Raw genomic sequence first — 25607 nt, 5'->3', positions numbered from 1 at the left:
ATAATTTATGGCTATTTACAATTACTTTCGTACGCACTCAAAACACAAAAAGGAACACGCCATGCCCCTACACAAAATCCGCCAGGAGTGGCTGACGCTGGATGAGGCCGCAGAAGTCATCCGGCAGCACAACATCACGTTGCTGCCCGCCGACCTGATCCGCCATGCTCTGCACGGCGATCTGCCTCTCTCGGTCTACTTCCCTTCTCCCGTACTTCTGAGACCACTCAATCCTCCTTGCCGCTTTGCCTGCCGATTCAGCAAGCCGCCCTTTCCACCTTCTCAGTGCAATAAACCCGGCAACCGCAAAGTGATGGCGAACTCTCCACCATGCAGACGCGACCCGACTTTGCAACTGACCACCAGCCATCTGTGGAATTTGCCGTTAATCGGCCTTGAACGCCTGCTGCTCCACCAGCAACTGGCGAAAACGTTGAATCGCCCTTGCCCCAATGATACCCACTGCTGCAATCAGATTGGCATTGTGGTCTGCGATGAGAACGACAGCTACTACCAACTCTGTTGCCGCAAATCGTTGCGGGAGCTTTTACTGGAACTGCTCGCCACGCAAAACAACCTTCAGGAAGAGTTACATCTGCTGATTGGTCAGTTGTATGGCAATGGCCGCAATGACCTGAAATCCCGGCTCAGTCTGTCCGTCTGCTACCTGCAGGACACGCTACCTCCTGACGCACTGTTCGTCATCCGCCGCACGCATCTCGAAGCCTTCCTGACCCGTCATCAGCCGGAATCAAAGGAGCGGATCACCTCAGCGCTCTCCCGTTTGCTGTGGCTGGCCTGCAAGCACAACCCACAACTGGATGATGAATTGCTGGACCATCCCTACAAACTGTTGAACATTTTCGAATGCTGGGCGCGTGAGGATGGTATGCACCTGCCGTTGAGTCCCGAGACGTTGAAAACCGCACTCCAGCGCGGCGCACCGCCGTAACGCGATCAACTAACCCTTTCAACTAACAACTCTCACTAACCCAGATAAGGATTTTTACTGCCTGGCAGGGACGCTGCTGCTTTGATAACCACGCCCATCGTGCTGATGTGAACGAATCTGGACACAGGAGGAATGGTTATGAATAGCGACAGATTTTTACGCTTACGCCAGGTGGAAGACAAAATCGGCTTCGGTAAATCGTGGATTTACCGGCAAATCCAGCTGCAACAGTTTCCGCCATCCATTCGACTCAACAGCCGCCACGTCGCATGGCTGGAAAGCGAGGTGGACGCGTGGATCCACCAGCGCATCCGGCTTACCCGCGATGTCTGAATGCCGGAGGAAGATTATGTGCGCTTCACACCTGCTCAACCGCTGGCTTCACGGCGTCAGCAATACCGGAGAACAGGAGATGGTCCAGGTCAGTCTGGAGCAAATCCAGCCGTTTTCCCTCAATCCCCGCGTCACCCGCAACCCCGGCTATGACGTACTGAAAGCGTCAATTCTCGCCCGCGGGCTGGATAACCCGCCGGTGTTAACCCGCCGCCCCGGTGATGAAAAATATATGCTCGCCAGCGGCGGGAATACGCGCCTCGCCATTCTCAATGAACTGTGGCAGGAGACGCAGGATGAGCGTTACCATCGCGTCTGCTGGCCATTCAGACCGTGGCCGGAAACGCTGTCACCACAGCAGGGCGAAGTCCAGTGCCTGATCGGCCATCTGGCCGAAAGCGACCTGCATAACGGATTGATGTTTATCGAACGGGCGGAAGGGGTCCTGCACCTGCGCGATCTTTACCTCGAGGCAGGTATTGAATGCCCGACGCAGCTGGCGCTGGCGGAGCAACTCACCCGCGACGGCTATCCCGTCAGCCAGTCGCAAATCAGCCGGATGCTACAGACCGTCGACTGGCTGCTGCCCTGCATCCCTAACGCGCTGTATGGCGGCCTTACCCGAAAGGTTATCGATCGCCTGCTGTCACTACGCAGCGCGGCGGAACAGGTCTGGGTAAAGCTGATGCCGATGGAACGCCAGCCCGAATTTACCGACCTGTTCAGCACCGCCCTCGCCACCTTCAACGGCGAGCCGGAAGCCGTAGTACCGCAACTGGTGCAGGACGAACTGCTCGGCGAGATGAGCTGTCGCAGCGGCATGAGCTGGAATACGTTACTAGCGGAACTGACCGATGGACAGAGCAAGCGGCAGGCTCTGCTGGGGCCCCCGGTCGAAAAGGTCCTCTGGCCGCCACCACCGGAAGTGGAAAAAGCACCACTACCAGAGCCTGAGCCACCTAATGAGCCCGCCGCGCCCGATGAGCCAAAGCCCTCACCGCTGGTGCATACGGCACGGTCGCTGTGTGCCTGCTGGGGACTGGACGCCTGTATCCAGCCGGACGACAGCGCTCCGGCCGGTTTCACCCTCGCGCCCTGCCACGATTTTCCCCACCCGGCGGCACAGCGCTGCTATCAGGTGCTGGCTGCCCTGAATGGCGACACCAGCGCACCGATGCCCGCCCTCGAATTGCTGTTGTCGCCGGACTACGACAACGCTCAGATCCAGCAACTGATGCAGCTTATCAGCCTGTGCCGCCAGCGGCGGCTGAGGGAGGTTCGCCATGACGCCCTCAGTTAACCAGGCGGTGCTCACCCACATCGTCCAGGCGCTGAAGGAGGGGCAGATCCGCTATTGCGAATCGCTCGGCTTCAGCCCGCAGGAGCTGTGCGAGCTGACGCGCCTCACCGCCGACGACATCCTGTTTCTCAGCAACAGCGCGGTGCAGTTCATCACCACCCACATTGACCACGAGATGCTGGGCCGGATGCTGGCGAGGATGGAGCAGGAGCGGCTGTTCCAGCAGCGTCTGGAGGAAGCCCTGTCGCTGGGCGCGTCCATCGAGTTCATCAACCACTACTTTGGCCTTTCCACACCGGAGGTCTGCGCCCGGCGGCGGCTGATTGGCCTGTTTGTCCGGCAAGGGCGCAACAATGCTCCGGATGAGCAGGTGGAGACGCTGGTGTGGAATGAGTGGCAGAAGACAGGCGTGAACAAGCTCGACTCACCCGAAGCGCTGACCGCCATGATGGCAATGGCCCGCGAACACGATCTGTCGCTGACGGTCATCTGGAACCTGCTGCGCCAGTGGACTCAGGAGAAGCTGCTGCATGAAGAGTGACGATCGGCTGCTGTTTCTCGGCAACCCGCAGCAGAGCGTGCCGAAGCGCCTGCTGCTGGCGCGCAACCTCTCCCCGCGCGACAAGTTCGCGTGGCAACTGCTGCGCCTGCATGCCCGCGACGACGGCAGCGGCGTCTTTCCCTCCTACAACGAACTACAGGGCTGGCTCTCCGACCAGCCTGAAGGCGAGAAGGCCTCGCGCAGTACCGTCAGCAACGCGCTGATGATGCTGCGGATCACCCGCTGGCTGAGCCTGTGCCAGCGGCTGCGCGACGAAGAAAGCGGCAGGATCACCGGCAACCTCTACGCCCTGCATGATGCACCGCTGAATCATGCCGATGCCTGTCGGATGGACAGCGAATATCTGGCGCTGCTCACCGCCTGCTCCCGCCACCGCAACCGGCGTATCCGCAACATCGCCATCGGATTGCTGCTCACCCTGCAACAACCTGTGGACGGTGGACGAACCTGCACTGAGTCTCCATTGAGGACCGCCCCTGGTCTTAATCGAGGACTCAGTAAAAAATGCCCGAGTCTTCAATTAAGACTCAGTGATGTGGCAGGAGCTGGCGGGCAGCCGGAGCCGCATTGCATACATACTGGTACAGATTTAAACAATAAACATCAAAAGCGTACACAACTGCTGCACTGGCCTGTGGATAATCCCTTCAGCGCCAGCGAGCGCCGCGCCGCCGAACGCGCGATGCGTAATCTGGATCCTGCTCTCTGCCAGCAGGTGCTGGACGACTGCCTGTGGCGGATCGCCGCCCACGATATCCACCGCCCCCTAGCCTATCTTCTGGCTACGCTGGAGAAGGCCAGACGGGGCGAGTTCAATCAGCTTCGGCGCAGGCGCAGATAGCCCCGATTTTATGCGCACCGCATAAAGCCGGTGTACCAGCTATCAATCAAACCTCATTCATCGGCGAAATTAACTTTCTGTGAACCAGATGGGTTTCCTGTCGCCTGGCTCATTGCGCGGACCGACACTGCGGGCATCTGAATCCATGGAGAATTTCCGATGCCTGGCACAACCCTGTTCAGCGATATCCGCATCACCCTGCACACCCGCGTCGCCGCCCGGCTTTGGCAGGCGCATCCCACCGGAATGCTGCTCTGTCTGGCGTTACTCAGGCGTCTGCTGCGCGCCGAAGAGGCCGACGATCCGTGGGCCGCCCACTGGCTGAAGCAACTGCGCATCCGCCTGAACCTGATCGCGCACCTGCTGAAGCAAAAAAACCGTCGGCTGGACCAGGCTTTCGCCAGCCTGCCGGACGCTATCCACACCACGCAGGTCAGTAACCCGTCCCCGACCGAATTCATCCTGCCGCTGGCGCTGTTCTCACCGCCCGGTTCGCGCCTGCTGCAACAGTTGATTGATTACGATCTGCTGGTCCGCCGCACTCTGCTTGCCTGGCATCTCGGCCTTATCACCCAGGCGGAAAAGCGCGATTTCATTGCCACGATTCCACGCCTGATGCTTCAGGTGTTCAGCTTCGTAAACCGCTTTCGCACCACTGGCGTGACCCGCGCTGACGTGCGGGCGAACAGTCCGCTGGCGCAGACGATGGCGCATAAGCTCGGGAATTTGCCCAAAAAGATTCTTGCGGAGATACAGCGCGATGTTCAATGACGATGATGATGAACGCTCCGCCCGCAAAAGCTCGCTAAAGGGCCTTTTAAAGGCCTTTAAGGGTAAGGGAGAGCTGCGAGCGCTGGTGCAGGAATTACAGACGCTGCGTGCACAACTGCAACAATGCCAGCCGGTGCTAAAACAGGCGGTATATGAATTGCCGGGGCGTAACGTACCGCTGATCCTGTGCAGCAACCCGGCGCGATCCGGCGTCAGCTATCTACGCTGGCGTAATCTGGACAACAACCGTTCGGGAGGCGTGGCGTTGCAGGAAGCCATTCAACAGCCGGACGCGAGCGATGAACTGCGCGACGCGCTGATGGTGCTCGAATGGCGGCGGCAGGTCCTGAATACGCAGCTTTCAGTGGTGATGTTTATGCTACGGCGGATACGGCCGTTAACCACGCTGGTTTAAAATTTTGTGCAAAGTTAAACCCTGAGTGTCACTTTAGCGAAAATTTTAAACTCACCTCATGCACCTAAAAACAGGCACTATCCGCTTAATGCACGTTTTAAGGTGCAATTTTTACCTTCGCCCTCCAGTTTCCCCTGTCACCTTATCCCTCCGGCACACCATGCTGAACTCCCTTTCACCGGAGACAGCCCATGCAACTTTACCTGTGCGAAAAACCCTCTCAGGCGCGCGATATTGCCCGCGTTCTTGACGCCCACAACCGCAGCGATGGCTACCTGCATAACGCCACCGTAACCGTCACCTGGTGCTTCGGCCATCTGCTGAGCATGGCCGCGCCGGAGGATTACGATCCGGCGCTGAAACACTGGCGGGCAGAGCATCTGCCGTTAATTCCCCCGGCATGGCGGCTGGTGATCCGCCCGGAGGTACGCAAGCAGTTTCGCATCATCGAGAAGCTACTGAAACAGGCTGATGCGGTGGTGATCGCCACCGACGCCGATCGCGAAGGCGAAACAATCGCCCGCGAAATTCTGGAACAATGCCGCTGGCGCGGTCCGGTCCAGCGACTGTGGCTGTCGGCGCTGGATGAGGCCAGTATCCACAAGGCGCTCGCTGCGCTGCGACCCGGCGACAGTACGTTTCCGCTATATCTGGCTGGACTGGCGCGCGCCCGCGCTGACTGGCTGGTCGGCATCAACATGACCCGCGCCTGCACGCTGATGAACCGGCGGCACAAAGGCGTGCTCTCCGTGGGCCGGGTGCAGACGCCGACCTTACGCCTGGTGGTGGAGCGCGACCGGGAAATCGCCCGCTTCACGCCCCGCCCCTGGTGGCGAGTGGATGCCCGACTGCATGCAGAGGGTTGTTCCTTTCTGGCGCAGTGGCAGCCGGATAAAGCGTACTGCGACGACGAAGGCCGCTGTATCCGCGAATCCGCCGCCCGCGAGGCCACTGCGCACCTGCAACAGGCCGGAACCGCGCTGGTAATGGACGTGACAACCCGGCGGGAGAAAACGCCGCCACCGCTGGCCTTCACCCTCAGCGCCCTGCAACAGGTCTGCTCAAAACAGTGGGGCATGGGTGCGCAGGAGGTGCTGGATATCGCCCAGCGCCTGTATGAAACCCATAAAGCCGCCACCTATCCGCGTACCGACTGTGGCTATCTGCCGCTTTCCATGCACGCTGAAGCGCCGCAGGTGCTTGCCGCGCTGGTAGCCAGCGACGCCACACTCCAGCCCCTCGCCACACAGCTAAATTTGCAGCAGCACTCCCGGTTGTGGGACGACAGCAAAATCACCGCCCACCACGGCATCATCCCGACCCGTAAAACGGTAGATCTGACGCAGATGAACGACAGCGAGCGCAAAGTCTATGGCCTGGTACGCAGCCATTTTCTGGCGCAGTTTTTACCGGACTATGAAGTGGATAAAACCGACCTGCGCCTGAACTGCGCCGGGGAAACGCTGGTTGCCCGTGGCTCAGTGGTCATTGTCAGCGGCTGGCGGCAACTATTTTTGCGCGAGATGGCAACCCAATCGCCGGAAGAAACTCAGGCACTTCCCGCCCTGCAACAGGGACAGACCTGCGAGGTGGAACAGGTGGACGTTCGCGCCCGTCAGACCCAGCCGCCGGAGCACTACACGGAAGGGACGCTGATTGCCGCGATGAAAAATGCCGCCCGTTTTGTCAGCGATGAACGCCTGAAGCAACGGCTGAAAGAGAACGCCGGTATTGGCACCGAAGCCACCCGGGCCGGGATCATCCAGACGCTCCTTAAGCGCGGCTATCTGATTAAGCAACGTCGCTTTCTGCTGGCAACGGATACCGCCAGCACACTGATTGACACCCTGCCAGAAGCGCTGAAAGATCCGGGCACCACTGCGCTGTGGGAGCAGATGCTGGATGACATCGCGACGGGGAAAATGGGGCTGGAGGCGTTTCTGACGCAGCAGCAGCAAAACATCACGGACCTGATTAAATCATTAAGACATGGGTAAAAAACAACCTACCATTTAAATCTCCCAGTATCTAAACGATTGTAATCCATTGACATTGGTGTGATCGGTAAAGGTAGCTTTTAAGACCGTCTCACCAGTTGTTTTGTCTTTGATATCGTAGCTATCGATTTCAGTTTGTCCTAAATGTCCTTTTTCTAGGCGCTTAGTGCGAATGTAATCATACTTGCCACGGGGGTACATCGTTTCAAACTCTTCTTCAGAGATTCTTTTTTCTTGTTCAGTTGTCATCTTTGTTCTCCATTATCTAAGTTCTATTAACCTTACAAATTGAACGTCAATATTTCAATGAAGAGTATGTGTCATAAAACATCATGATCTTTCAGCATATTTATAGCTAAGGCCTTTTTGCTGCCAACTCCACCAACTTTCACACAATAAAAACAATTCCTCCTTTCGCTTCCCCCAGTCAAAGATTCAACTAAACGGGTCAACCCAAAGTCCGCCATGCATTCCTGAAACGCGGAGGCGCACAGCGCGGAATGCCCGTACTGCCAGTAACTCAGAGGCCTTGCAGCCAATGAGCCAAACCCGAAGCGGGGCATCCCCGCGCATGGGGCCTCCGCCTCTTCAACACGGAGATACCACCATGAACGATACCCATTACTTCAATCTGTACACCAGCGGTCTGGGCTACCTCAACCGGATCCGGGAAGTGACCCCGAAAAAAGGCGAACCGTTCCTGTGTTGCGACATTGCCGCACTGCGGGGCGAAGCCAGCAACGCGGAGCACACCTGGTTCGACTGCCGCGTCAGCGGCAAGGAAGCGCAGAAACTGGTGCGCCGCTGTATCGACGCCTGCGAGCAGAAACGCAAGGTGCTGATCCAGTTCCGCCTCGGCGATCTGTATGCCGACACCTTTGTCTACAGCAAAGGCGACCGTAAAGGCGAAACCGGTGTCAGCCTGAAAGCCCATCTGCTGCACATCGGGCTCATCAAAATTGACGGTGAAGAAGTTTACCGGGCAGAGCGCGAAGCTGAATCCCAGCCAGCGCCAGCCGCACCGCCAGCAGAGTCTGTACCGCAGTTCTGACGCACAGCATTCACCCTGCCGGGGAAATTCCCCGTCGGGGCGTTTCCCTGGCCTTTTACCGGAGAGACGCATGATGAATACCGTATTGAACTCACGCGAAGAAGCCCTTAACCGAGGTAAACTGATTAACCTTGATGACGAGGCGCTGGACGCAGGCTTGCCGCTGGATCTGGCCATTACTCTTCCGGCCCACAAGCACTGTCTTGAAGACCGGAATGACAACGCCATCAGGGACTTGCTGAAAGGTGTTGAAATGGCGGCGGTAGTGGCCTTTATCTCCCACCAACCGCCGCAGCGCACCATTCGTATCGACTACCGCTGGGTGCTGTCGCAAAAAACTAACGGCAGCACGCAGCAGCAAACCGTCAGATTGACGTTACGCGTTCATTTTTCTGAGCAAGGCATCCCCATTGCCGCTACGCTGGGGCTGATGGGGGAAAGATTCCCTTACTGAACTGATTCCGCGCCCGAAATAACGGGCGCTATTTTTTGACGCCGCAAACAGTTGTCGGTAGTTCCTTGTCCTCTCATCCTGCACGCTCCTGTCAAAGCACTGTGGAGGATGTGATGAAACGACTACTGACAGCTCTGCTCCTGTTTATTTTCAACGGCGTGGCCGCAGCCTCCCCTGCCACGCCAGAAGTCGTCCGCTACGACCGCTATCTGCTGGTCAGCACGTCACCGCAACAGCCGCCACTCGAACAGCTTACCGCCCTGGCCGTTCCGCCCGGTTTTCATCCGACGGTAGGGGAAACGTTGCAGTACCTCCTGCGCGACAGCTGCTGGTCTTTGTGTCTCGCCGATGCGCGCCGGGCGCAGCTTTATAGCCTCCCGTTACCGCTGAGCCAGTACAACACCGGCCCGCTGCGCCTGAAGGCCGCCCTGCAACTACTGGTGGGCCCGGCGTGGCGAATAACCACCGACGAAAACCGCCGCGAAGTCTGTTTCGCCAGCGACCATTCCCTCTCCCCGACGGTGGCTTACCGTCATCCCGTGTCCCTCCACCCTTTGGGGCCGTTAACGGCCCCGTTTTTTCTCGCCGGAACCGTACAGCGTGGCGATATCCGACTGGCCGTAATCGTGCCGCCGGAAGCCGTTTACCTCCATCAGGTGGTGTGGCTGCGCAGCGGAGAACAGTGGCGTAGCTGGCGGCTGGAGCGGTTTGATGAGCGCCGGGCGGTATTCCGTCACGGCAAACGCCAGCTAACGCTGAAGATGCCGGAGTAAGCGATGAAACGCCTGTTTCTTCTGTTACTGTTCACCGCCAGCGCGTGGGCGCAACCGCTTCAGGTGCAGACCAGCCAGAATGCGGACTCCGCTCTCAGGCCGCTGACCACGCGACAGCAGGCCACCGCCTGGGGTATCACGCCGGAAGAGTGGCAGCGCTATCTCATGCTGAAACAACAGGTGCGCGGCGTCTGGTCGCCGGGGCTCGATCCGCTGACCACTCTGGGCGTTGAAGCCGACACTGACCACGAACGTCAACGCTTCGCCGAACTGCTGGTCAGGCAGGAATACCAGCGGCTGGAGAAAGAACTCGCCTTCCAGCGCGCCTATGACGCCGCCTGGCAACGCCTCTATCCGGGCCTGACGCCGCTGAAAACCACCTCCACCAGCACTTCCCGCGTTTCGCTGTTTGTCCAGGATGACTGCCCGCCCTGCGACAGCCTGCTACGTACCCTGCTGGCGCAGCAGCGTCCGCTGGATATCTGGCTGGTCAACAGCGAAGGTGATGATAACCGGGTGCGACGCTGGGCGATGGCGCACGGTATTGACGCAAAGCTGGTGAGTGAACACAGCATCACGCTTAACCACGACGCGGGCCGCTGGCTACTTTTAGGGCAGAGCAAAATCCCGGTGGCGCTGGAGCGTAAGGGGGAGCAATGGCGCGAGGTCCTGCCCTGATCCTGTTGCTGCCCTGTCTGGCGCTGGCACAGCCTCTGCCGGAAGCGTACCTGCGCGCCGCGGAGCATTTCCGCGTGCCGCCGGAACTGCTGTGGGCCGTCACACAGACCGAAAGCGGCGCAAACCTGAACGGCAGACATCGCCCGTGGCCGTGGACGCTCAATATCAAAGGCACCGGCTACCGCTACGCCAGCCGGGAGCAGGCCTGTCAGGCACTGCTGGCCGCCATCCGCCGCACCAGCCCGAAGCGCATTGATGTGGGGCTCGGGCAAATCAATATCGGCTGGCACCGGGCGTATTTTGACTCTCCCTGCGACGCCCTGCATCCCCTGCAGAACCTGTCGCTCACCGCACAACTGCTGCGTCAGCGCTACGACGAACGTCCCGGAAGCTGGCTCAATGCCGCCGCCCGCTATCACCGTCCTGCTGGCGGCGCGCCTGCCACACGCTACCGCAAGCTGGTCAGTCGCCATCTGCAACGGGCCACATCACCATGAGCCGCTACGCGCTGGAAGCGCTGCTGCGCCCGCCTGTGGAGTTTTACAGCACCGTCACCGCTGGCTGTGGTGCATTAATCTGCCTGACGCAAGCCCCGCTGCTGATGCTGACGCCGTGGCAAGCCCGCCTGATGGCCTGCGCCCTTATGCTGCTGGCCCTACGACGCGGCTGGCAGGGATGGCAAATCATACGCTACCAGCGTAACCTCCTGCGCCTGCCGCGCTACGCGCTGACCAGCCGGAAAATCCCGGTCAGCCGCCAGAGGCTGTTTCTCGGTAAGGGCTTTCGCTGGCAGCCCATCCACACCCAGCGTCTGTACGACTGCCTGCAACCGGAAGCCGCACGCAGGCTGCGCCCGGGGTGGTGTTACCGCCTGGCAAGGCATATCGAAAAACGCAGTGAACATACCCTGCCCAGTCTTGCCCGCCTGCTCAGCGCCGATCGCTGGCTGAACCCAGTACGTCCGCTGCCGCCCGTCGGCGGCAATCCGTGGTTGCACGGCGTGGAGCTGAAAGAGTGCGACGTCACCCTGCCGCTCAGTGAACGCCCCGGCCACACGCTGGTGCTCGGTACCACCCGCGTCGGTAAAACCCGTCTGGCGGAACTGCTTGCCACTCAGGACATCCGCCGTGGTGAGGTGGTGATCGTCTTTGATCCGAAAGGCGACGCGGATCTGCTGAAGCGTCTGTGGACAGAAACGCAGCGTGCCGGACGCGGCGACCGCTTTATCCTGTTCCATCTGGCCTACCCGGAGATCTCCGCCCGCTACAACGCCATCGGGCGCTTTGGCCGCATTTCGGAAGTGGCGTCGCGCCTCACCGGACAGCTTTCCGGCGAAGGCAACTCGGCGGCCTTTCGCGAGTTCGCCTGGCGTTTTGTCAACATCATCGCCCGCGCCCTAGTAGCGCTCGGCCAGCGCCCCGACTACCAGTTGATTTCCCGCCACGTCGTCAATATCGACGCCCTGTTTATCGACTATGCCCGCATCGTGCTGCCGCGCCACAACGCACGGGCGTGGGAAGTGGTGGCGCAACTGGCGGAGCGCATTAACGACAAAAACACACCGCGCCATATGCTGGGCCGCGATCCTCACGTGGTGGCGCTGGAGCAGTACCTCAACGCGGAAAAATTATACGATCCGATCCTCGACGGCCTGCTCTCAGCCGTGCGCTACGACAAAACCTATTTCGACAAGATTGTCGCCTCGCTGCTGCCGTTGCTGGAAAAGCTGACCACCGGCACGCTCGCCGCCCTGCTGGCCCCGGACTACCACGATCTGAACGACACGCGTCCGATCCTCGACTGGCAGCAGGCGATCCGCCAGAAGGCGGTAGTCTATGTCGGGCTGGACGCGCTCTCTGATTCAGTGGTCGCTGCCGCCGTCGGTAATGCAATGTTTGCTGACCTGGTGAGCGTCGCCGGACATCTCTACAAATTCGGCCTCAACGAAGGACTGCCCGGCAGCAGTGAAAAAACCCCGCCCATCAACCTGCACTGCGATGAATTTAACGAACTGATGGGCGAGGAATTTATCCCGCTGGTCAACAAGGGCGGCGGCGCGGGCATTCAGGTCACCGCCTACACCCAGACGCTGAGCGATATTCAGGCCCGCATCGGCAGCGCACCCAAAGCGGGCCAGGTGGTGGGTAATTTCAACAACCTGATTATGCTGCGGGTGCGCGAAACCGCCACCGCTGAGCTGCTGACGAAGCAACTGCCGCAGGTGGAAGTGCGCAGCCGCCAGGTTAGCTCCGGCGTCACCGACACGCCGGGCGGCATCAACAGCTTTACCAGCAACACCCGTGAACAGGTGACCACCAGTCATGTGCCACTACTCGATACCGCCGCGCTGATCCAGCTCCCCAAAGGCCAGGCATTTGCTCTGCTCGAAGGCGGGCAGCTGTGGAAAATTCGTCTGCCACTGCCAGTTGAGGATAAGCACTGCCCGCTGCCGGAGCCCGTCGCGCAACTGGCGGCATGGTTGCAGGCACGTCAGCAGCGACAGCCGGAATGAGCGAACAACGGGCCCCACCTTCGCCTCCACCACAAGGGCCGATCGGATGGCTATTGTCACTGGCTGGGCGGATTATTGTGCTGGTTATTGGGGCGCTGGTGTTGCGGGTGGTGCTGGAACTGGCGGGGCTCTATTTCTGGTGGCCACAGGAGGGGAGCAGACATGTTTTCCAGGTGATGAAGCGGGAACAGTCGGAATTGGTTATTGCACTACAACCGCATCCGTTCGGGAATGACGTTGTGATGCTGCTGGAAAAAGGGGCAACTCACGTGTTTTTGGTCAACAGGCTCCTGCAGAAACCGTTCACCGGCCTGACTTATACTCTGGTGAGTTTTATGCAGCGCCTGATATGGCTGGCCGCCATGCTCCCCCTGCTCTGCCTGTGTGTTTTAATCGGGCTGACAGAAGGTCTGGTGCGGCGAGATTTACGGCGGTTTGGCTCCGGGCTGGAATCCGTTTTTCTCTATCGTTATATCATCAGGTCCGGCAGTTCCGTCGCCACAACGCTGTGGGTGTTTTATCTGGCGCAGCCGCTGTTTCTGCCCGCAATGCTGGTTTTACTAACTGCAGGCTTATGGTTTGGGATAACGGTATGGATAGCGGCAGGGAGTTTTAAACGGTGTTTATGAATTCTTTGGCTTAAAATAATCTATTTAATATCAATACAACCTTATAAATACCAACCAACATAAGAATAAATCAAATCGATTATCGTTCTTATACAAGGTGCGTTATTTTATACACCCTATAACTTAAATATACATATAAACACATTTATTAATTCATAGTCATTTCAACTAATAGATTATTAGTTTCAAATTTATATTCATTATGGTATATTACAATAATGTTGAAATCTCATTGCAATATTATTAATGCACCATTTTTTGGAGAATGATAATGGAGTTGGTCTTTGTATATATCGCAGAGCATAAGATATTGAACAAGATATCTTTTATCACACACCCTTTATTTAATGTTGAGTTTATTAATAATAAAATCAAAATCACAAATAAAAATGACAAAATAATCCAGTATTATAACGGTGTAAAAATTAAAGCAATAATTGGGAAAAATGGATGTGGGAAATCTACCTTCTTGGAATTCATTGAGGAAAGTTTCAATTACACTGAATCAAGTGGATTCATGATCTGGTTTAAACGAGACGATAAAAATTTTTTGATTCAAAGTGTCAATTACGACACTGGCAGTTTGCACTTTGACTTTTGCCATCCTCATTCCATATCAACCTTAGATAAAAAGCACCTAAAGAAATACAAACACAATATCGTAAAAATAAATAATCTTAGCACTTTCCTACCGTATGTAAAATCAAAGAAAAACAACAGCATTATAGATTTATCTTTGAGTAAACAAAATTCCCTTACGGGTAATACCAGAAATACAAATCTACGTAACCTAATCACTTTCTTCAATGAAAGTTCATGGTTATATAATAAAAATGCAAATTACAGATATAATTTCAAATTTAAAACACCAAGCAATGTAATAAGAAACTGGATATTCAGTCTCTATAAAAAGGAAAACCCCGATGTTAAAGAACATCTTTTAAAATACAAGTTCAATGATTGGTACGATTATTTTTTCGGTAACAACAAATCAATAAGTGGAAACCTCGCAACCCGTTATTCAATATTTCAGTATTTGATAGAAAGAAATATTTTTAGTTGCATTCGATATATTTCATCAACTTCTCTTGTAGACAATGAATTCTCTGACAAACTAGCAAGCAAGATAATACATCATATACTCACTAAAAATCATATAAATCCTAATCATTTTATATATTTACTTGATAACGTTTATACTGAATGGGAAGGAAAAAGAGAAAACAAAAGCAACATTACAAAATTTGATGCTGACATATTAAAATCCAACATTAGTCATATCTTTATGATTTTCGATAAAATATCCCATGTAATTCACAATTATCTATCTACAACTAGCACAGTTATAGTTTCTGATGGTTTAATAATTAATGACCCTGAAGTTATTCTGCATTTACTTGAACTGATAGCTAAACTCCCCAAAAACATTAATAATAACTTTAGTTATGGATGGGTAGGGTTTAGTACAGGGGAACTAGCGAAGTTAAATATTTTCTCATCTATATATAATTACATTCAGAATAAAAAAACAGAAAGCACGTTGTTTATATTAGATGAAACAGATCTATATTTACATCCAGAGTGGCAAAGGACATTCATTAGTGAACTAATATCCTTCCTAGAAAATGAAACCGACACCAATAAAATTCAACTGCTAATCACAACTCACTCCCCTTTAATTATAGGGGATTTTTTACCTGATGATATAATTTCTCTGCAATTAGATTCTAATAATAAACCCTATCAGAGTGAATCATATGGTTTTGGAACTGAAATAACAGACGCTTATATATCAGGAATGCATATATCATCTACTTTTGGCGAGCATTCACGGAATAAAATACTGGAATTAATAGATAATAAAAAAGAGAATCGTCTTACAGAAAAGGATCATTGGTTAATATCGAATTTAAAAGACAGCAGCATTAAAAGGATGCTAACAAAATGATTAAATTCAATTATACACTATGCCCATCTTTAATTATTGATATCAAAAATCAGTTTATTAAAAATTATATGCAAGTAAAAGCATTAGAGGTTCTTGCAATCTGTAAAACAGAAAGCCCAGAATGGTACCCAGCATTACATAAGCATTTACAATATGAAAGTTTAATAAAAATTGTTTTTGCGAAGGCAAACAGCATACTAAACATAAAAGATGAATTCACAAAAGATCTTTCTTTAATCAGTGAGCGCTATAATCCAGCAATATTTTTCAAAAAATTAATCATTGATGATTCGTTAGTGAATATAAATATTAAATCAGATAAAAACAAACAAGCTATTTTAGAATACAAAAACGTGATGATCGTTGAATTAACCAGATTAGAAAGAATAGAAAAATCATATTGTGCAAGTCATTTTCGTAATCGTTTAATTTTAGCATCTACTGCGAGCTTAGTAAAAAAAGAATTAAAATACATTCAAAAGCTAAAGAAAGGATTTCCAAAAGAAGTGAAATTAATTATTGATAGTTTATTCCCATCGTGGGTCAGTCAATTTTCAGATATTTTTAACTATGATCTTTTTAGCTCTAAATTTGGCTATGACATTGTGACCTCAAGTGGACTTTTAGTTTGTCCTTTTTGCAATGAAGAAAAAATAAATATAGTAAGAGGTAGGACTAAAAATCATAGACCAGCATTAGATCATTTTTACGCAAAGTCAAAATATCCTTATCTAGCAGTCACTTTATATAATCTAATTCCTATTGGAGGCCGTTGCAATACGTCTTTTAAATCAGATATAGATATGTTTGATGGCTATATGAATCCATTACTCACTGGTGTAAATGATCATCAGGTTTTTGACTTTACATATAACGTCATGGATAATTCCGTAAACTTCAAAATTAAGGAAAATGATGATTTCATACTCAACCAAATGCTTTTCGAACTCGATAGTGTGTATGATACCGAAGAATATAAAAAGTTATATTTAGACTTCCGTTACTCTTTTACTTATCATAAAGGACTTGGTGTTGAACCGCCATTTTATGAAGATATGAAATTAATGGATTCAACTTTCAACATATCAAAAAATAAAAACTACCACACATGGCAAGCAAAAAAATTTGAGACAGATGCCCTAGAGGATATATTCCGAGATTTGTAATCATCAAATCCCCCAGGTTTTAACTGGGGGCATTCACAAAACAATAGTGCCATTTTAAAATAATAGAGTTAATTTTCATTTTGCAAATACCAGTTAATATTTTTAGACGCAACATAGTTTACTGTTGAAATCACTCTAAACCAGGCAACCCACTTATTAAAAACATGTGGAAATATAGATATACTTCTATCCTAAAAACTTTTATATGATACAACCATTTCTTAGTAGCTCCTTCCAATACATCTCATTTACCCTACCCGAAACAAACTTCTGGGAAATCCTGAAATGTGTCATAGCTTTTTATTTTTGCTGACTTTGCTCATAGGATCTCAGGTCTTTGCCTCCCCTGAATCCACCCAGCTCGCCCTCGCGCTGAAGCAACTCGACGGCGTAAAAACCTCGCTGGAGCGCGCCCAAACGAGTGCCAGCACGGATCCGCAGTCACGCTACTTCCTCGACTACTTACAGGCGCAGCAGGACATCTCCGCCGTTGAACAGGGCATCCGCCGCTACCTTAGCCCGGCGAGAGCGCAGCCGCGCGCCGTCCAGCCCCTGAGCGCCAGCTACCAGCGGGAGCATCCCGATGACTGACTCCCAACTCGCCGCCTTCCAGGCCGCCAGCCTGAGCAAACCGGAAACCGTCAGCCTGCTGGTGCTCGGACTGTTTACCAGCGTCCTGTTGCTGTGGTGCGCCTGGACGCTGCTGGTCGCCTGGCAGGGCGTCTGTCGCCAGCGCCTGAGCTGGCAGAGTTTTGGCGCGGTGGCGGCCCGTTCACTATTACTGGTTCTGGTCAGTTTCTGGCTGGTCCTGAGCTGAGGAGGCATCATGCGCTGGCTTCTGTTACTGCTGTTCGCCACATTTAACGCCCTCGCCGACCTGCCGACGATGGAAGATCCGTCGCGCGGCCAGGGCCAAGGCATTATGGAGACGCTGCAAAACTACGGTTTTGATATTGTGGTGCTGCTGGCGCTGGCCATCTGCGCCGTCGGTTTTCTGGTGGTGGCGAACAACTGCATTGCTACTTACTCCGAGATCCAGAGCGGGCGCAAACAGTGGAAAGATTTGGGCTCGATGGCGGGCGTCGGCAGCATTCTGCTGGTGGTCATCATCTGGCTGCTCAACCAGGCTTCGGACGTCCTGTAATATGACGACTATCCCCTTTCTCCCCGACCGCCTCAACCGCGAGCCAGTGGTCTGGCGCGGCCTGACCACCAGCGAGCTGTTTCTGGCGCTGACAAGCGGTCTTGGGGGTGGCTGTGCGCTCGGCATTCTGCTGGCCCTGATAACCCACTACTGGCCGTTAATCCCCGGCTCGGCGCTGGCAGGTGCAGCGATGTTGATTCAGGGCGGCGGACGCATCCTGGCCCGCGCGAAACGCGGTAAGCCCGACAGCTGGCTACCGCAGGCGATTCTTGCCTGGCTGGAACGTCATCATCTTCGCGGCGCACAACTGGTGCAGCACAGTACCGTATGGGTAGTGCGCAGGAGTCCGCGATGAGCCGCTTTCGCCACGCGCTGGCCGAGCGCGATAACCATATCCTGACGCTGCGGGCAGTGATTGTTCTGCTGTGCCTGTGTCTGGCGGGCGTCGGCTACGGCTGGTACAGCGCGCCGCAAAAGCTCACCCTCTGGTTCCCGCCGGATCTGCGCAGCGGCAGCACCCGCCCGTGGTGGGAAGTACCGCCCGCCAGCGTCTACGCCTTCACCTTTTATATCTTCCAGCAGCTAAACCGCTGGCCGGATAACGGCGAGGAGGACTATTCCCGCAACCTGCGCTCGCTGCGCGCCTATCTGACGCCCGCCTGTTACACCCGGCTGGAGCACGATTTTCAGGTACGGCGCAACAACGGTGAACTGCGCGAGCGGACGCGAGGCGTGTATGAGCTTCCCGGTCACGGCTACAGCAGCCTGGTGCATGATGGCGATAAGCGCCCCGTCCCGCGCGTCGAAACCTTAAGCCGGGATGCCTGGCGGGTGACGCTGGACGTGGCGGTTGAAGAGTATTACCAGAACGAGCCGGTGAAAAAAGCGCTGGTGCGCTACCCGCTGCAGGTGGTGCGATACGCCATTGATGCGGAGAAAAATCCGTGGGGGCTGGCGATCGACTGTACTGACGCCGCACCGCAGCGTCTGGTGGCGGAGGAAAAAGAATGAAGTACATCTTCTTTGCTTTGTTATTCAGTCTCCCGGCCTTCGCCACGGAAGTGGTGCAGTGGGAAAACATCCCCCTGCCCGTCACTCTGCATGTCGGGCAGGAGCGGATTGTCGATGTAGGCAAATCGGTACGTATTGGCTATCCCGCCACGCTGGAAGGCAAAGTGCGTCTGCAAAGCGCGGGCAGTAAGGTCTTCCTGCTGGCGAATACGGCGTTCCCGACCACCCGCATCCAGTTGCGGGATACGGGAAGCGGTGAGCTGATCCTGCTGGATATTCATGCCATTCAGGGCACTTCGCCACTTGAACCCGTGCAAATTAGCTATACACCACAGACGCCTGCCACAGCAAAAGCATCCGTTCCAATAACAGCATCAACAGAGCCCCTGCCCGTTCTGCTGGTACGCTATGCCGCACAGAACCTGTATGCGCCGCTGCGCACCGTCGAAGCCCTGCCAGGCGTGACGCCCGCCCCCATCCGGCTGGCGAAACGCATCACCACCTTACTGCCTCAGCAGCCTGTTACCGCCATCCCGCTGGCTTCATGGCAGGTTAACGCCACCACCGTCACCGCCATCCGCCTGCAAAACCGCAGCGGGCAGCGCATCACGCTCGATCCGCGCGAGCTTCAGGGGCAGTTCACCGCCGCCGCGTTCCAGCATGGCTGGCTCGGCCCGCGTGGTCTGGCAGAAGACACCACCGTGGTGTACCTGGTGACGGAAGGCCCGGTTTCCCGCGCCCTGCTGCCGGAGCCGAAACCATGATGCCGCGCCAGAGTCTTCTGCTGAAAATCCTGCTGCCCGTGATTGTGCTGGTAACGGTATGGCTGCTGCTGCGCCCGGCCAACAAAAACACCACTGAGAAATCCCCGTCCCGCAGCGTGGCAGCATTAACGCCGCAGGAACTGCGCGATCTGGGTATCGACGGCGACACGCCTGCCGATACCGTCGCCACGCTGGTCGGCCAGATGAAGCAGTACCGCCGGGAGCTTCAGGCGATTCAGAACGATAGCGAAGACCAGCAGGCGCGCGAAAAGCGGCTGAAAGCCCAGCAGGCGACGCTGGTATCGGAGTTACGCGGCGATATGCGCAGACAGCAGGATCAGATGCGCGATGAGTTGCTGAAAAGCCAGCGTGGGTTGCTGGATAAATTCGACCGTCTGATGGCGAAACGCCCGGATGATATCCCGCCCGGCTTAGGCCTGACGCCCGGCGAATTACCTGCCGACGTTCAACCCGATATCCGCTGGCTGGAGCCGCTGGACGCGCCCCCGCCTGTGGATGAAAAGCTGCTGCGCGTCCCTCTGAAAGCGGCAGATAAACCGCTACCAAAACCTGACGTGAAGACCTACACCCTGCCGCAGAACGCCACGCTGACCGGATCGGTGGCGATGACGGCGCTGATTGGCCGTGTACCGCTTAACGGCACCGTCAGCGATCCCTACCCGTTCAAGCTGCTGATTGGCGAGGACAATCTCACCGCCAACGGCATCGAACTGCCGGACGTGGCGGGTGCAGTGGTCTCCGGTATCGCCTCGGGCGACTGGACGCTCTCCTGCGTGCGCGGGCAAATCACCTCCATGACCTTTGTGTTTCATGACGGCACCATCCGCACCGTCCCGCAGGGCGGCAAATCCGGCAACAAACAGCAGGAGATCGGCTGGCTCTCGGATAACCAGGGGCTGCCGTGTATTCCCGGCGAACGCAAAAGCAATGCGAAGGAGTACCTGACCTCGCAGTTCCTGCTGGCGGGCTCCGGCGCGGCGGCACAGGCCTTCGGCAATGGGGAAAGCACCACCGTGGTGGAGGACGGCAGCATCACCAGCGCAGTGACGGGCAACAACGGCCAGTACGTCCTCGGCCAAGCCATTGGCGGCGGATTAAAAGAGACTGCCGACTGGATGAAACAGCATTACGGCCAGATGTTCGACGCCGTATACGTGCCGCCGGGCCACAAAGTGGCGGTGCATCTTACCGAACAGCTGGCTATCGACTATGAACCGGAAGGCAGCCAGGTGAAATACCAGCAGGCCAGCACACCGGGAGGTCTGGAATGATACGCGTCATATTAACGTTGCTGTTTTTACTGGCCGGGTGCAGCACCTCGCAGGAAGAACTGATGCCAGTCGCCCCCGATGCCAGTATGTTCACCCTGTGGCAGCAGCAAAGCGGCGGCAGCGCGGCTCTGCTGGATGCCCGTGCCCAATTGCGCCGCCCGCCGGATGGTCCGGTGGCGCAACCTGATGCGAACACCATTCGCAGCCAGTTTCCGCGCCTGCCCAACCCGGATATGGTGCTTTACGTCTTCCCGCACCTCAACGGCAACACCCCGGTGCCTGGTTACAGCACCGTCTTCCCCTTCTATACCCGTCCGCAGTATGCGCTGCCGGGCGAACGCCTGACGCCGCCATGAGTGAACGGCGCGGCCTGACCGAACAGGCACTGAATGCCAGCTACCGCAAGGGACCATCATTTGTCGACTGGCTGCCGTGGGTGGAATTTTTACCGGAGTCGCAGACGCTGCTGCTGGAGGATGGACGCTCGGTGGGTGCCGTATTTGAGCTAAATCCCGTGGGTACCGAAGGCCGTTCGACGGCGTTTCTGGAACAGGTGCGCGATACCGTCACTGACGCCTTACAGGATACCTTTGACGAGCATGAGCGCGCCCCGTGGGTGGTACAGTTTTTCTGTCAGGATGAGGACGACAGCGAGGCATGGCTGGCATCACTTGCTGCTTATGCCGCGCCGGAGATCCGTGATTCCGCCTTTACCCGCGAATGGCTTGCGCAGATGGCAAACCATATGGCCGCCCTCACCCGCGATGAGGGGCTGTTTCAGGATAATACCGTTACCCGTACCCGCTGGCGGGCGACGTGGCGGCGCACGCGGATGGTGGTCTACCGCTGGCTGCCCGCGCCGTTGCCGGATGAACCGTCGCCGGAAGAGACGCTGAATAATATCTGCGAGCGTCTCACCGCCGGGCTAAAAGCAGCGGGTATCAGCGCAGTCCGTCAGAATGAACAGGCCATCCACCGCTGGCTGGTGCGCTGGTTTAACCCTGCGCCGCCCGTTGAAGATAAAAAAGCCTTCTGGCGACAACTGGATTTACCGGAAGCTGAATCCCTGCCCGTCATCACCGATTTCGCTGAACGACTGCTGACGAGCGAACCGCGCTCAGACGTGGAAAACGGTGTCTGGTGGCTGGATAACCGCCCGCATAAAGTGGTGGTTGTCGACCGCCTGCGCAAAGCACCGCCGCCCGGCCTGCTGACCGGGGAAACCGCGCGCGGTGACGGCATCAACGCCCTGTTCGACCTGTTACCAGCAGGCACCATCATGAACCTGACGGTGGTGGTGTATCCGCAGGACAAACTGGAGCAGCATATCAGCCACCTTTCCGAACGGGCGATTGGCGACAATACTGATTCGGAATACACCCGCCGCGACTGCCGCGAGGTGCGCAGCTATCTCAAGGACGGCCATAAGCTGTACCGCAGTACGCTGGCGTTTTACCTGCATGCGCCCGACACCGATACCCTGTTTCGCCAGCAGCGCCAGTTGCACAGCCTGTTGCTGAATACCGGACTGGTGCCAGTGCAGGAACAGCATGAAGTTGCCCCGCTCAGCCACTGGCTGCGCTGGCTGCCGATGTGCTTCGATCCCCTGCGCGATCCTCGTGGGCTGTATACCCGGCTCAACTTCGTTCAGCATATTGCCGGGCTGCTGCCAGTGTACGGGCGGGAAACCGGCACCGGACATCCTGGGATTTGCTACTTTAACCGTGGCGGCGCGCCACTGTGCTTCGATCCACTGAACAAGCTGGACCGCGCCCAGAACGGCCATCTGCTGTTGCTCGGCCCGACCGGAGCGGGCAAGTCCGCCACGCTGAACGCCAAAATCGCGCAACTGATGGCGCTGCATCGTCCGCGCCTGTTTATCATTGAGGCCGGGAACTCGTTTGGCCTGATGGCGGACTACGCCGCCGCCCACGGCCTGACGGTGAATAAAATCAGCCTGCGCCCCGGCTCCGGCGTCACCCTGCCGCTGTTCGCCGACGCGTGGCGACTGGTGGAACAGGCTGTCACTGATGCCGAACCGCCGGAGGACGAAGAGAGCGAGGGCGACGACAAGCGCGACGTACTGGGCGAAATGGAGATCACCGCCCGGCTGATGATCACCGGCGGCGAAGCGAAAGAGGATGCACGCCTCACCCGACCAGACAGGGCGATGATCCGTCAGGCGATTATCGCCGCCGCGCATACCTGCTACGAGGAAAAACGCCAGACGCTGACCCAGGATATCCGCGATGCACTGTTCGCCCTTTCCCGCGATGCCAGCCTGCCAGAAACCCGCCGCCAGCGGGCGTATGAGATGGCGGAATCCATCAATCTGTTCTGCGCCGGGTTTGAAGGTGAACTGTTTAACCGTGAAGGCCAGATGTGGCCGGAGGCGGATATCACCCTCGTGGATCTCGCCACCTTTGCCCGCGAAGGCTACGAAGCCCAGCTTGCCATCAGCTATATCTCACTGATTAACCATATTAATAACCTCGGCGAACGCGACCAGCATCTGGCGCGGCCAATCGTCAACATCACCGATGAGGCACATATCATTACCGTTAACCCGCTGCTGGCACGGTTCCTCACGAAGGGCTCGAAGATGTGGCGCAAGCTCGGCATCTGGCTGTGGCTGGCGACCCAGAACCTGGCGGATTTTCCCGACGAGGCGAAGAAGCTGCTCAACATGATCGAGTGGTGGGAACTACTGGTGATGCCGCCAGAAGAAATTGACCAAGTATGCCGGTTTAAAGCGCTGACCGAAGAACAACGACAACTATTGCGCTCAGCGGTGAAATCGCCGGGACAATATACCGAGGGTGTGGTGCTATCCCCACGGGTTGAGGCGCTGTTTCGGGTGGTGCCGCCAGCGCTGTATCTGGCGCTGGCGATGACCGAGAAACATGAAAAGGCTGAGCGAATGCGAATTATACGGGAGACGGGATGTAGTGAGGTGGAAGCGGCAATAATGTTAGCGGAAGCACATGTCCATAATTATTAACTTATTCCGTATCACATTTATACGACCCTCTATATCGTTACATACAAAATTTGTGCTCTCAATGATATACCCGCCTAGTTCTTATCGTGTTTAAAATCTGCCATTTTGATTACTGTCGCTTGAATAACAATAGAAAATATCGTAATGTTAATGCTGTGACGTTTAAAACATTATCTGACATTTGCATTAAACATGAGATTATTTGATAAATATCAGTGCAAAATTGATAAGTCACCAAGATAATTTAAGTTATAAAAACTAACATGCGTTCATGTATATGGAAAAGAAATGAGAATCGAAATAAAAAACTTAAAAGGTATTTCCGAGCTTAATTTCGACATTCCTGGCCAAGGGTTATGGCTCCTTACTGGTCTAAATGGCTCGGGCAAAACTAGCCTATTAGCTGCTTTGTATCGAATAAGACATAGTCGAGCTTTTCAAGATCATTACAAGACTACAGCGACACAAGAAAAATTAGATACTTTCAAAAATGCAAGAATTACATATAAGATAAATGGAAGTGAGGTTACGTATTCCTATGGAGGGAAAAGATGGCCACCAACGCCAAGAGCAAACGCTAATATTTTATCTAATTTTCCTTACGCAAGCATCCATTTTATTCAAGCTAACGGTAACAGAGTGGAGCCTTATGCTGATGAAATAACGACTAGAAGAATAAAGGATGTAAGCTCAGGAGTCTGTAGCTTCTTATCTTATGTACTTCATAATAATAACTGGAATTCCTTAAAATTTGTTAATACCAGACGAGGCACTGGAAACCAAGCATTCCTTCTTCCCTATAGGGCGGGAAGAGAAACTCATTACTATTCAGAAAAAAACTTCAGTCTCGGAGAACTATGCATCCTGAAACTTGCGCAAAAAATAGTTGATGTAGAAAACGGCTCATTGATTCTAATAGATGAAGTTGAGATGGCCTTACACCCACAAGCCCAAGTTCGTCTGATCAATAAGTTGAATGAGATAGCTAGTGATAAAAATTTGACAATAATTTTTTCAACTCACTCATCAACTCTAATCAAAAATACAGATAAAAAGAAAATAATTTTCATTTCAAAAGATGAAAATGGAGTATGTACAACTATAAGAGATGTATTTCCTGCACATGTTCTCGGAGAAATAGCTTTTGATGAAGAAGTTAAGAGTGATTTTATTTTCTTCGTAGAAGATGAAGAAGCAAAATTACTATTAGAGCAACTTTGTGGAAAATTCGAAGAGAATAGAACAGCTCATAAACCTATGTTTAAAGTTGTTCCAGTTGGTGGATACTATCAAGTTATGCAAATGCTAGAGAGATCAGCGTTAATTATTCCTCAGCACGTGAAACGTCATATTTTTTTAGATGATGATGTTCGAACAGAGGCTCTTCCCGAGGCAAGAAGACGTAGATCACGTCCGATAACAGATTTATATGATCGCATTCAGAATAAAGTATCATTTCTACCTTGCACCCCTGAAATTGGTGTGACAAATATGCTCCAAAATTTTTACAACAACACAAACACGACTGAATTAAATATTAATCTCTATGGTTCAAACGTAAATATTACTAACCACATTATGTTACCAGAATATCAAAATATAACTGGCGACTCCCCTCGTAAAGTAGCTAAACAAAAATTAGATTCAATTGTAGGATATATTCGCACACATTGTGGCACTGACGAAAATACAGTTCGTCGGTTTTTGTATCGTAAATACATAGATCACCATTATTCGAGTGGAATAGCTCCTCTTATGCAGTTGCTTGGCCCTATACTCAATTCACGCTAGTGCTTTTTGAAATGCAAATAGAGTGCCTTAATATAAAATAAAGGCACTCCGTTAAAATAAGAGCAATCAAGAATGATATGATTTTTTTTAAATATCGTTAGGATGCCGGGTCATAAAATAAAAACTAACACTACACTTTTACGTTAATTAGGTCACAAACCTCTATTATTAAAAAATAAAACTGAGCACCTAAAAATATTTTTATTTGGACATTACTACAAA

28 protein-coding genes are annotated in these 25607 nt (G+C 53.8%); 27 read left to right on the top strand and 1 reads right to left on the bottom strand.

Annotated elements, in window-relative coordinates; translation table 11 throughout:
• Window positions 1–61 precede the first annotated feature (61 nt).
• The 8 genes from FDW96_RS01160 (at window position 62) to FDW96_RS01125 (ending at window position 7171) form a co-directional block, all read left to right on the top strand.
• Window positions 62–952: a hypothetical protein gene (locus FDW96_RS01160; RefSeq protein ID WP_137365100.1), complete on the top strand. Its 891-nt coding sequence runs from the start codon at window positions 62–64 to the stop codon at window positions 950–952.
• A gap of 138 nt (window positions 953–1090) precedes the next feature.
• Window positions 1091–1285, top strand: coding sequence for an AlpA family transcriptional regulator (locus FDW96_RS01155; protein ID WP_001561320.1), 195 nt, complete (start codon window positions 1091–1093; stop codon window positions 1283–1285).
• 16 nt (window positions 1286–1301) lie between these two features.
• Window positions 1302–2585: a ParB family protein gene (locus FDW96_RS01150; RefSeq protein WP_032670635.1), complete on the top strand. Its 1284-nt coding sequence runs from the start codon at window positions 1302–1304 to the stop codon at window positions 2583–2585.
• Window positions 2569–3126: a DUF2857 domain-containing protein gene (locus tag FDW96_RS01145; RefSeq protein ID WP_032670637.1), complete on the top strand. Its 558-nt coding sequence runs from the start codon at window positions 2569–2571 to the stop codon at window positions 3124–3126. Before FDW96_RS01150 ends, FDW96_RS01145 begins: the two co-directional genes overlap by 17 nt.
• Complete coding sequence (locus FDW96_RS01140) at window positions 3116–3988, top strand: STY4528 family pathogenicity island replication protein (RefSeq protein WP_045292282.1); 873 nt, start codon at window positions 3116–3118, stop codon at window positions 3986–3988. The genes FDW96_RS01145 and FDW96_RS01140 overlap by 11 nt, the downstream gene beginning before the upstream one ends.
• Window positions 3989–4147: 159 nt before the next feature.
• On the top strand, window positions 4148–4759 hold the full coding sequence (locus FDW96_RS01135; protein ID WP_061382804.1) for a PFL_4669 family integrating conjugative element protein: 612 nt from the start codon (window positions 4148–4150) through the stop codon (window positions 4757–4759).
• Window positions 4749–5174 (top strand): DUF3158 family protein, encoded by a 426-nt coding sequence (locus FDW96_RS01130; protein ID WP_061382803.1) that lies wholly within the window; start codon window positions 4749–4751, stop codon window positions 5172–5174. The genes FDW96_RS01135 and FDW96_RS01130 overlap by 11 nt, the downstream gene beginning before the upstream one ends.
• A gap of 191 nt (window positions 5175–5365) precedes the next feature.
• Entirely contained in the window at window positions 5366–7171 is a 1806-nt protein-coding gene (locus FDW96_RS01125) for a DNA topoisomerase III (protein ID WP_137365099.1), read from the top strand.
• A 15-nt stretch (window positions 7172–7186) separates the two neighbouring features.
• On the opposite strand, the gene FDW96_RS01120 is transcribed toward FDW96_RS01125, so the two are convergent.
• Entirely contained in the window at window positions 7187–7420 is a 234-nt protein-coding gene (locus FDW96_RS01120; protein ID WP_212732842.1) for a hypothetical protein, read from the bottom strand.
• A 358-nt stretch (window positions 7421–7778) separates the two neighbouring features.
• Here FDW96_RS01120 and FDW96_RS01110 point away from each other — a divergent pair, with 358 nt between their 5' ends.
• The 19 genes from FDW96_RS01110 (at window position 7779) to FDW96_RS01020 (ending at window position 25385) form a co-directional block, all read left to right on the top strand.
• A complete protein-coding gene (locus FDW96_RS01110; RefSeq protein WP_137365097.1) occupies window positions 7779–8222 on the top strand; it encodes an STY4534 family ICE replication protein in 444 nt (147 codons plus the stop codon).
• Between the two features lie 70 nt (window positions 8223–8292).
• Window positions 8293–8676: a hypothetical protein gene (locus tag FDW96_RS01105; protein WP_137365096.1), complete on the top strand. Its 384-nt coding sequence runs from the start codon at window positions 8293–8295 to the stop codon at window positions 8674–8676.
• A 113-nt stretch (window positions 8677–8789) separates the two neighbouring features.
• Window positions 8790–9449: a pilus assembly protein PilL gene (locus FDW96_RS01100; protein WP_137365095.1), complete on the top strand. Its 660-nt coding sequence runs from the start codon at window positions 8790–8792 to the stop codon at window positions 9447–9449.
• A gap of 3 nt (window positions 9450–9452) precedes the next feature.
• On the top strand, window positions 9453–10127 hold the full coding sequence (locus FDW96_RS01095; protein WP_137365094.1) for a TIGR03759 family integrating conjugative element protein: 675 nt from the start codon (window positions 9453–9455) through the stop codon (window positions 10125–10127).
• The gene (locus FDW96_RS01090) at window positions 10106–10624 is read left to right on the top strand and encodes a transglycosylase SLT domain-containing protein (RefSeq protein ID WP_137365093.1); all 519 of its coding nucleotides are present in this window, start codon (window positions 10106–10108) and stop codon (window positions 10622–10624) included. The genes FDW96_RS01095 and FDW96_RS01090 overlap by 22 nt, the downstream gene beginning before the upstream one ends.
• Window positions 10621–12639 (top strand): type IV conjugative transfer system coupling protein TraD, encoded by a 2019-nt coding sequence (traD, locus tag FDW96_RS01085; protein ID WP_137365092.1) that lies wholly within the window; start codon window positions 10621–10623, stop codon window positions 12637–12639. Before FDW96_RS01090 ends, traD begins: the two co-directional genes overlap by 4 nt.
• Complete coding sequence (locus tag FDW96_RS01080) at window positions 12636–13268, top strand: DUF4400 domain-containing protein (RefSeq protein WP_137365091.1); 633 nt, start codon at window positions 12636–12638, stop codon at window positions 13266–13268. The genes traD and FDW96_RS01080 overlap by 4 nt, the downstream gene beginning before the upstream one ends.
• A gap of 271 nt (window positions 13269–13539) precedes the next feature.
• Entirely contained in the window at window positions 13540–15216 is a 1677-nt protein-coding gene (locus tag FDW96_RS01075; protein ID WP_170974682.1) for an AAA family ATPase, read from the top strand.
• Window positions 15213–16382, top strand: coding sequence for a hypothetical protein (locus FDW96_RS01070; RefSeq protein ID WP_137365089.1), 1170 nt, complete (start codon window positions 15213–15215; stop codon window positions 16380–16382). The genes FDW96_RS01075 and FDW96_RS01070 overlap by 4 nt, the downstream gene beginning before the upstream one ends.
• Before the next feature lie 285 nt (window positions 16383–16667).
• Complete coding sequence (locus tag FDW96_RS01065) at window positions 16668–16973, top strand: RAQPRD family integrative conjugative element protein (protein WP_137365088.1); 306 nt, start codon at window positions 16668–16670, stop codon at window positions 16971–16973.
• Window positions 16966–17199, top strand: a complete 234-nt coding sequence (locus FDW96_RS01060) for a TIGR03758 family integrating conjugative element protein (protein ID WP_032670664.1) — start codon at window positions 16966–16968, stop codon at window positions 17197–17199. Before FDW96_RS01065 ends, FDW96_RS01060 begins: the two co-directional genes overlap by 8 nt.
• Window positions 17200–17208: 9 nt before the next feature.
• A complete protein-coding gene (locus FDW96_RS01055) occupies window positions 17209–17526 on the top strand; it encodes a TIGR03745 family integrating conjugative element membrane protein (RefSeq protein WP_001267431.1) in 318 nt (105 codons plus the stop codon).
• 1 nt (window position 17527) lies between these two features.
• On the top strand, window positions 17528–17881 hold the full coding sequence (locus FDW96_RS01050) for a TIGR03750 family conjugal transfer protein (protein WP_137365087.1): 354 nt from the start codon (window positions 17528–17530) through the stop codon (window positions 17879–17881).
• A complete protein-coding gene (locus FDW96_RS01045) occupies window positions 17878–18537 on the top strand; it encodes a PFL_4703 family integrating conjugative element protein (protein ID WP_137365086.1) in 660 nt (219 codons plus the stop codon). The genes FDW96_RS01050 and FDW96_RS01045 overlap by 4 nt, the downstream gene beginning before the upstream one ends.
• Entirely contained in the window at window positions 18534–19301 is a 768-nt protein-coding gene (locus tag FDW96_RS01040; protein WP_137365085.1) for a TIGR03749 family integrating conjugative element protein, read from the top strand. Before FDW96_RS01045 ends, FDW96_RS01040 begins: the two co-directional genes overlap by 4 nt.
• Complete coding sequence (locus tag FDW96_RS01035; RefSeq protein ID WP_137365084.1) at window positions 19298–20593, top strand: TIGR03752 family integrating conjugative element protein; 1296 nt, start codon at window positions 19298–19300, stop codon at window positions 20591–20593. The genes FDW96_RS01040 and FDW96_RS01035 overlap by 4 nt, the downstream gene beginning before the upstream one ends.
• Entirely contained in the window at window positions 20590–20949 is a 360-nt protein-coding gene (locus FDW96_RS01030) for a TIGR03751 family conjugal transfer lipoprotein (protein ID WP_137365083.1), read from the top strand. The genes FDW96_RS01035 and FDW96_RS01030 overlap by 4 nt, the downstream gene beginning before the upstream one ends.
• The gene (locus FDW96_RS01025; RefSeq protein WP_137365082.1) at window positions 20946–23594 is read left to right on the top strand and encodes a conjugative transfer ATPase; all 2649 of its coding nucleotides are present in this window, start codon (window positions 20946–20948) and stop codon (window positions 23592–23594) included. The genes FDW96_RS01030 and FDW96_RS01025 overlap by 4 nt, the downstream gene beginning before the upstream one ends.
• A 288-nt stretch (window positions 23595–23882) precedes the next feature.
• A complete protein-coding gene (locus FDW96_RS01020; RefSeq protein WP_137365081.1) occupies window positions 23883–25385 on the top strand; it encodes an ATP-dependent endonuclease in 1503 nt (500 codons plus the stop codon).
• Window positions 25386–25607: the final 222 nt, after the last annotated feature.

The organism is Citrobacter sp. TBCS-15 (assembly GCF_005280815.1).
Lineage (GTDB): Bacteria > Pseudomonadota > Gammaproteobacteria > Enterobacterales > Enterobacteriaceae > Citrobacter > Citrobacter werkmanii.
This window is presented reverse-complemented; position numbering and strand designations above follow the sequence as displayed.

Bases quoted from the DNA above. Each gene is read 5' to 3' on its own strand.
- FDW96_RS01030 (WP_137365083.1), top strand. From the start codon at position 20,590: ATGATACGCGTCATATTAACGTTGCTGTTTTTACTGGCCGGGTGCAGC.
- FDW96_RS01105 (WP_137365096.1), top strand. From the start codon at position 8,293: ATGATGAATACCGTATTGAACTCACGCGAAGAAGCCCTTAACCGAGGT.
- FDW96_RS01150 (WP_032670635.1), top strand. From the start codon at position 1,302: ATGTGCGCTTCACACCTGCTCAACCGCTGGCTTCACGGCGTCAGCAAT.
- FDW96_RS01155 (WP_001561320.1), top strand. From the start codon at position 1,091: ATGAATAGCGACAGATTTTTACGCTTACGCCAGGTGGAAGACAAAATC.
- FDW96_RS01135 (WP_061382804.1), top strand. From the start codon at position 4,148: ATGCCTGGCACAACCCTGTTCAGCGATATCCGCATCACCCTGCACACC.
- FDW96_RS01100 (WP_137365095.1), top strand. From the start codon at position 8,790: ATGAAACGACTACTGACAGCTCTGCTCCTGTTTATTTTCAACGGCGTG.
- FDW96_RS01140 (WP_045292282.1), top strand. From the start codon at position 3,116: ATGAAGAGTGACGATCGGCTGCTGTTTCTCGGCAACCCGCAGCAGAGC.
- FDW96_RS01055 (WP_001267431.1), top strand. From the start codon at position 17,209: ATGCGCTGGCTTCTGTTACTGCTGTTCGCCACATTTAACGCCCTCGCC.
- FDW96_RS01110 (WP_137365097.1), top strand. From the start codon at position 7,779: ATGAACGATACCCATTACTTCAATCTGTACACCAGCGGTCTGGGCTAC.
- FDW96_RS01080 (WP_137365091.1), top strand. From the start codon at position 12,636: ATGAGCGAACAACGGGCCCCACCTTCGCCTCCACCACAAGGGCCGATC.
- FDW96_RS01095 (WP_137365094.1), top strand. From the start codon at position 9,453: ATGAAACGCCTGTTTCTTCTGTTACTGTTCACCGCCAGCGCGTGGGCG.
- FDW96_RS01070 (WP_137365089.1), top strand. From the start codon at position 15,213: ATGATTAAATTCAATTATACACTATGCCCATCTTTAATTATTGATATC.
- FDW96_RS01145 (WP_032670637.1), top strand. From the start codon at position 2,569: ATGACGCCCTCAGTTAACCAGGCGGTGCTCACCCACATCGTCCAGGCG.
- FDW96_RS01025 (WP_137365082.1), top strand. From the start codon at position 20,946: ATGAGTGAACGGCGCGGCCTGACCGAACAGGCACTGAATGCCAGCTAC.
- FDW96_RS01045 (WP_137365086.1), top strand. From the start codon at position 17,878: ATGAGCCGCTTTCGCCACGCGCTGGCCGAGCGCGATAACCATATCCTG.
- FDW96_RS01060 (WP_032670664.1), top strand. From the start codon at position 16,966: ATGACTGACTCCCAACTCGCCGCCTTCCAGGCCGCCAGCCTGAGCAAA.
- FDW96_RS01125 (WP_137365099.1), top strand. From the start codon at position 5,366: ATGCAACTTTACCTGTGCGAAAAACCCTCTCAGGCGCGCGATATTGCC.
- FDW96_RS01120 (WP_212732842.1), bottom strand. From the start codon at position 7,420: ATGACAACTGAACAAGAAAAAAGAATCTCTGAAGAAGAGTTTGAAACG.
- FDW96_RS01050 (WP_137365087.1), top strand. From the start codon at position 17,528: ATGACGACTATCCCCTTTCTCCCCGACCGCCTCAACCGCGAGCCAGTG.
- FDW96_RS01020 (WP_137365081.1), top strand. From the start codon at position 23,883: ATGAGAATCGAAATAAAAAACTTAAAAGGTATTTCCGAGCTTAATTTC.
- FDW96_RS01035 (WP_137365084.1), top strand. From the start codon at position 19,298: ATGATGCCGCGCCAGAGTCTTCTGCTGAAAATCCTGCTGCCCGTGATT.
- FDW96_RS01040 (WP_137365085.1), top strand. From the start codon at position 18,534: ATGAAGTACATCTTCTTTGCTTTGTTATTCAGTCTCCCGGCCTTCGCC.
- FDW96_RS01065 (WP_137365088.1), top strand. From the start codon at position 16,668: ATGTGTCATAGCTTTTTATTTTTGCTGACTTTGCTCATAGGATCTCAG.
- traD (WP_137365092.1), top strand. From the start codon at position 10,621: ATGAGCCGCTACGCGCTGGAAGCGCTGCTGCGCCCGCCTGTGGAGTTT.
- FDW96_RS01130 (WP_061382803.1), top strand. From the start codon at position 4,749: ATGTTCAATGACGATGATGATGAACGCTCCGCCCGCAAAAGCTCGCTA.
- FDW96_RS01075 (WP_170974682.1), top strand. From the start codon at position 13,540: ATGGAGTTGGTCTTTGTATATATCGCAGAGCATAAGATATTGAACAAG.
- FDW96_RS01160 (WP_137365100.1), top strand. From the start codon at position 62: ATGCCCCTACACAAAATCCGCCAGGAGTGGCTGACGCTGGATGAGGCC.
- FDW96_RS01090 (WP_137365093.1), top strand. From the start codon at position 10,106: ATGGCGCGAGGTCCTGCCCTGATCCTGTTGCTGCCCTGTCTGGCGCTG.